This window comes from Inquilinus sp. OTU3971 (genome assembly GCF_038440215.1).
In genome coordinates this window covers 1-5,203 of the sequence record NZ_JASATH010000317.1, presented here as the reverse complement: position 1 = coordinate 5,203, position 5,203 = coordinate 1, and the positions used below count along the sequence as shown (strand labels likewise).

The 5,203-nt window shown below is 70.0% G+C and carries 6 protein-coding genes; 5 read left to right on the top strand and 1 reads right to left on the bottom strand.

The window, feature by feature from the left end:
- Nucleotides 1–184: 184 nt before the first annotated feature.
- The 5 genes from AAHM41_RS38685 (at nucleotide 185) to AAHM41_RS38665 (ending at nucleotide 4,494) form a co-directional block, all read left to right on the top strand.
- Complete coding sequence (locus AAHM41_RS38685; protein WP_342241960.1) at nucleotides 185–1,336, top strand: ABC transporter permease; 1,152 nt, start codon at nucleotides 185–187, stop codon at nucleotides 1,334–1,336.
- A gap of 29 nt (nucleotides 1,337–1,365) precedes the next feature.
- Nucleotides 1,366–2,157: an ATP-binding cassette domain-containing protein gene (locus AAHM41_RS38680; protein ID WP_342241959.1), complete on the top strand. Its 792-nt coding sequence runs from the start codon at nucleotides 1,366–1,368 to the stop codon at nucleotides 2,155–2,157.
- Between the two features lie 193 nt (nucleotides 2,158–2,350).
- Nucleotides 2,351–3,520: a Gfo/Idh/MocA family protein gene (locus tag AAHM41_RS38675; RefSeq protein ID WP_342241958.1), complete on the top strand. Its 1,170-nt coding sequence runs from the start codon at nucleotides 2,351–2,353 to the stop codon at nucleotides 3,518–3,520.
- Between the two features lie 82 nt (nucleotides 3,521–3,602).
- On the top strand, nucleotides 3,603–4,016 hold the full coding sequence (locus tag AAHM41_RS38670) for a hypothetical protein (protein ID WP_342241957.1): 414 nt from the start codon (nucleotides 3,603–3,605) through the stop codon (nucleotides 4,014–4,016).
- A gap of 46 nt (nucleotides 4,017–4,062) precedes the next feature.
- Nucleotides 4,063–4,494, top strand: coding sequence for a hypothetical protein (locus tag AAHM41_RS38665; RefSeq protein WP_342241956.1), 432 nt, complete (start codon nucleotides 4,063–4,065; stop codon nucleotides 4,492–4,494).
- A gap of 7 nt (nucleotides 4,495–4,501) precedes the next feature.
- On the opposite strand, the gene AAHM41_RS38660 is transcribed toward AAHM41_RS38665, so the two are convergent.
- Nucleotides 4,502–4,954: a VOC family protein gene (locus tag AAHM41_RS38660; RefSeq protein ID WP_342241955.1), complete on the bottom strand. Its 453-nt coding sequence runs from the start codon at nucleotides 4,952–4,954 to the stop codon at nucleotides 4,502–4,504.
- Nucleotides 4,955–5,203: the final 249 nt, after the last annotated feature.

The window sequence follows — 5,203 nt, the reverse complement described above, 5'->3', positions numbered from 1 at the left end:
CCCGGGGGGGGGGGGGGGGGGGGGGGGGGCTTCGCGCCGGTCAAGCGGTCTCGGCAAGATCGGTCCCCTTCATCAACAGCCCCCTCCCCGTTCCCCCGCGAGGGGAGGGGGGACTCGATCGAGCGAACCCGGCAGCCGTCGCTGCCCGCCTCCCCTCTTCCCGCCCCCAAGCCCGGAAGACGCCATGACCACCATCCAGACTGACACCAGGGTTCCCGGGAACCCGCGGCAGGGCGCCCCCCGCCCGGCGGGGGACGAGCGCATGCGCTCCGTCTCGCTCGCCTCGCGCCTGCTCTCCCGCCCCGAGCTCGGCGCCATGGCCGGCACCGTGCTGGTCTTCGTCTTCTTCGGCATCACCGCCGGCACCTCCGGCATGTTCAGCGCCGACGGCATCTCGAACTGGCTGGTGGTGTCGGCGCAGCTCGGCATCCTCGCGGTCGGCGCCGGCCTGCTGATGGTCGCCGGCGAGTTCGACCTGTCGATCGGCTCGATGATCGGCTTCGCCGGCATGATGATCGCGATCCCGACCGTGTTCTTCGGCTGGCCGGTCTGGCTGTCGCTGGTCTTCGCCTTCGCCGGCGCCCTGGCGATCGGCGCGCTGAACGGCTGGCTGGTGGTGCGCACCGGCCTGCCCAGCTTCATCGTCAGCCTGGCCTTCCTGTTCATCCTGCGCGGCATGACCATCGCGCTGTCGATCCTGTTCACCAACCGCACCATCGTCGGCGGCGTCAAGGATCCGGCGGCCACCGACTGGCTGGCGACCCTGTTCAGCGGCACGGTGCTGGACGGCCTGTACCGCTGGGCCGGCGGCGTCGGGCTGATCGACACCTTCCCGGACGGCAGCCCGATCGTCCCCGGCCTGCCGGTGCTGGTGGTGTGGTGGCTGGTGCTGACCGCGGTCGGCGCCTGGATCCTGCTGCGCACCCGCTTCGGCAACTGGATCTTCGCCGTCGGCGGCGACAACGTCGCGGCCCGCAACATGGGCGTGCCGGTCGGCCGGGTGAAGGTGCTGCTGTTCATGGGCACCGCCTTCTGCGCCACCGTCTTCGCCGCCTGCCAGGTGATGGAGTTCGGCTCCGCCGCCGCCGACCGCGGCCTGCTGAAGGAGTTCGAGGCCATCATCGCCGTGGTGATCGGCGGCACGCTCTTGACCGGCGGCTACGGCTCGGTGATCGGCGCCGCCTTCGGCGCGCTGATCTTCGGCGTGGTGCAGATGGGCATCTTCTATTCCGGCGTGAACACCGACTGGTTCAAGGTCTTCCTCGGGGTGATGCTGCTGCTGGCCGTGATCGTGAACAACTACATCCGCCGCAAGGTGACGGGAGGCCGGTCGTGAACGCTCAATCCACTCCCCCCGCGGGGGGAGTGCCCCTCGTCGAGCTGCGCGGCGTCTGCAAGTATTTCGGCTCGGTGGTGGCGCTGAAGGACATCACCATCTCGGTCCGCGCCGGCGAGGTGCTGGCCCTGCTCGGCGACAACGGCGCCGGCAAGTCGACCCTGATCAAGACCCTGTCCGGCGTGCACCAGCCCAGCGAGGGCCAGCTGCTGGTCGAGGGCCAGCCGGTGCAGTTCCGCTCGCCGCGCCACGCGCTCGACCACGGCATCGCCACGGTCTACCAGGACCTGGCGATGGTGCCGCTGATGAGCATCACCCGGAACTTCTTCATGGGCCGCGAGCCGACGGTCGGCTGGGGCCCGACCCGGCGCATCGACATGGACAAGGCCAATGCCATCGCCCGCGACGCCATGCGCGAGATCGGCATCGACGTGCGCGACCCCGGCCAGGCGGTCGGCACCCTGTCGGGCGGCGAGCGGCAATGCGTCGCCATCGCCCGGGCCGTGCATTTCGGCGCCAAGGTGCTGATCCTGGACGAGCCGACCTCGGCGCTGGGCGTCAAGCAGGCCTCGGTGGTGCTGCGCTACATCGTGCAGGCGCGGGCGCGCGGCCTGGGGGTGATCTTCATCACCCACAATGTGCACCACGCCTATCCGGTGGCCGACACCTTCACCTTGCTGAACCGCGGCCGCTGCCTGGGCACCTTCCCGAAAAGCGAGATCAGCCGCGAGCAGGTGCTGGAGATGATGGCCGGCGGCCAGGAGCTGGCCAGCCTGACCGCCGAGCTGGCCGAGTTCGAACGCAGCGACGCGGCGGCGTAGGGATTGCGCTGACGATCGGGGCCGGTGCCGCCCCCTCACCCGGAACCGCCGCGCGGTCCCGACCTCTCCCCGAGGGAGAGGTAAAATCCCTCTCCTCGGGGAGAGGGAGGGACCCGGCGCCGAAGGCGACGGGAGGGTGAGGGGGAGAGCCGGCCCCGCCTTCCAGAGCCACAACGGGCACGAGAGACGAGACATGACCACCACCATCGGCGTCGGCCTGATCGGCACCGGCTTCATGGGCGAATGCCATGCCCTGGCCTTCCGGGCCGCGCCCGCGGTGTTCCGCACCGAACTCGGCGCCCGGCTCGAGATGGTGGCCGACATCGACGCCGGCGCCGCCCGGCGGGCCGCCGACCGCTTCGGCTTCGCCCGCGCCACCGGCGACTGGCGCGACCTGGTCGCCGATCCCAACGTCGATCTCGTCGCCGTCACCTCCCCCAACCTGCTGCACAAGCCGATGGCGCTGGCGGCGCTCGAGGCCGGCAAGCACGTCTATTGCGAGAAGCCGCTGGCGCTGAACGCCGCCGACGCGGCGGAGATGGCGGCGGCCGCCGCCGCGGCCGGCGTCCACACCATTGTCGGCTACAACTACCTGCGCAGCCCGGCCGTCGCCTTCGCGGCGCAGCTGATCCGCGACGGCGCCATCGGCCGCGTCACCTATTTCCGCGGCGTCAGCGACGAGGACTACATGGCCGACCCGGCCGTGCCGATGTCGTGGCGCTGCCGGCGCGACCAGGCGGGCAGCGGCGCCCTGGGCGACATCGGCTCGCACATCCTCAGCGTCGCGCTGGCCCTGATCGGCCCTGTGGCCGAGGTCTCGGCCGACCAGCGCACGGTGATCGCCGAGCGCCCCCTGCCCGCCGCCGGCGAGGGCCGCGAGCGCCGCGACGGCGCCGCCGCGGTCACCGCCGAGACGGCGAAGGTGGAGAACGAGGACCAGACCCACGCCCTGCTGCGCTTCGCCGACGGCACCATCGGCACGGTGGCGACCAGCCGGGTGGCCTGGGGCCGCAAGAACCACCTGGCCTTCGAGGTGTTCGGCACCGAGGGCGCGATCCTGTTCGACCAGGAGCGGATGAACGAGCTGCAGCTGTTCCAGCCGGGCGCCGTGCCGGGCGACCGCAACGGCTTCCGCACGGTGCTGACCGGCCCGGCCCACCCGCATTACGGCGCCTTCAGCCCCGCCGCCGGCCACGGCCTGGGCTTCAACGACCTCAAGGTGATCGAGGTGGCGCAACTGCTGGACGCCATCGCCGGCGGCGCGGCGGCCTATCCGGATTTCGCCGCGGCCGCAGCGCTGGAGCGGGTGAGCGAGGCGATCGGGCGGTCGGCGGCGGAGAGACGGTGGATGGGGGTGGAGTAATGCTGCCTCAGCTTCGCCGCCCGTGCAGAGATCGGTCTGCACGGCGGTTGACGGGTCCCGGGATGTCCCTCAGCCTGAGTCGATGGCCCCGCAGGAAATCCCGCCACTGGAAATCAACGGCAAGCCGCCAGATTTGGCGGGGCTGACCTGTGATGGCCTGATCCGCCAAAGCTACGTGCACAAGGGCGAACTGGATGTCCCCGCGCACGCCATCTACCTGCTGTTCGCAGGCATCTGGCATCGCCTCTACTTCGACTACGGCATCATCTTCTGGCGCACACAGCAGGAGCGGCCGGAGGCGTGGTCGGTCGAGGAGGAAGGCTGGGGCTACCCGCATTCGGATCTTGGCGCCGAAGCGGGCGTGACCGGCGTTCGGCTCGACGGCTACGAGATGGAGCCGATGCCCTATGGCAGCAAGGTCATCTTCCGCTTTGCCAACGGCCGTCGCATCGTCGTCGAGGACGTCAACGATCGGACCTCGTACGAGGTAATCTGAATGCCCGGTGCACGTTCCAGTCCGATTTCCACGTCCGAGGCCGACCATGGACGAAGTTATTGTCGAACTGCGCGTCGTTCAGCCCGAGACCGCGGTTGATATCCGCCTACGGGCACGTTTGGCTCACCCCGCGGCCCAAGTCTGTTGTCTGATCGTCGTTTGGCCGGCCGGCTCGTCCGAGCGGATTTTTGAGGCCAGCGACTTCTACGAAGGCCTCCGTTGTTTCCGGCGCGTGGTCGAGGCCGAGGGCTACCGGGTCCTGTGCCAGGGGGCTCGCCCAAATGTCCATCCCTCCCCAATGGGCCGCGATGCCGGTGGCCTGAAGGCATATGCACTAGCGGCCGGCGAACCTGGGTGCCAGGAGGATCTGGTGTCCATCTTCGACTCGGTGGACGATATCGCATCCGTCGGAACAGTCGAGCACCAGGACGCCTTCCTGGATCGACACAGGGAACTGCTCCTGGCCCGCGCGCGCTAAAACCTTCTCACCCTGGCCCCATCCCCTTCTCCGTCAGCTCCTTGATCGCCTGCTCGGTCTTGCCGAGATGGGACAGGCCCATGCCGCGCAACACATGCGGGGCCTTGGTGAACTGGATATTGTCGTAGCCGACGATCTCGATCCGGTTGCCCCAGGGGTCCAGGAAATCGAGGAACGGGCCGGGCAGGACCGCCACCCCGGCCTCGGCCAGCGCCGTGCGCACCGCCGCCTTGTCGTCGACCACCAGCCCGAAATGCCGTCCATCGTCCGGCCCCTGGCGGCGGCCCTGCTGCAGCGCCAGGAACTGGTCGCCCAGGTCGATGAAGGCCATGCCGTCGGAGCGGCCGCGCAGGGTGAAGTCGAACAGCCTTCCGTAGAAGGCCAGCGCCTCGTCGATGTCGCCGACCTCGAGCGCGACGTGGTTGAACCCGACGGCGCGGGCCTTGCGGGTCTCGGGCATGGCGGTGTCCTCCGGCTGCCTCGGGCCGCAGGATAGCGCCGCGGCGCCGGGACGGCCAAGCGGAGCGGGCACCGCTTCCCCTCCCGTCGCCTGGGGCGCCGGGCTCCTCCCTCTCCCCGAGGAGCTGTCGGATTCACGCATCGCCTCTTTGAGTCCCCCCTCCCCTTGCGGGAGGGGGTAGGGGGAGGGGGTTCTCTCGGATCGAGCCGGCCCAGACTGTCGCAAACCGGCATGGACGGCGAGTTCGGT

What these genes read in the sequence shown, in the direction of transcription:
- AAHM41_RS38660 (WP_342241955.1), bottom strand. Translation starts at nt 4,954, where the DNA reads ATGCCCGAGACCCGCAAGGCCCGCGCCGTCGGGTTCAACCACGTCGCG.
- AAHM41_RS38685 (WP_342241960.1), top strand. Translation starts at nt 185, where the DNA reads ATGACCACCATCCAGACTGACACCAGGGTTCCCGGGAACCCGCGGCAG.
- AAHM41_RS38665 (WP_342241956.1), top strand. Translation starts at nt 4,063, where the DNA reads ATGGACGAAGTTATTGTCGAACTGCGCGTCGTTCAGCCCGAGACCGCG.
- AAHM41_RS38675 (WP_342241958.1), top strand. Translation starts at nt 2,351, where the DNA reads ATGACCACCACCATCGGCGTCGGCCTGATCGGCACCGGCTTCATGGGC.
- AAHM41_RS38670 (WP_342241957.1), top strand. Translation starts at nt 3,603, where the DNA reads ATGGCCCCGCAGGAAATCCCGCCACTGGAAATCAACGGCAAGCCGCCA.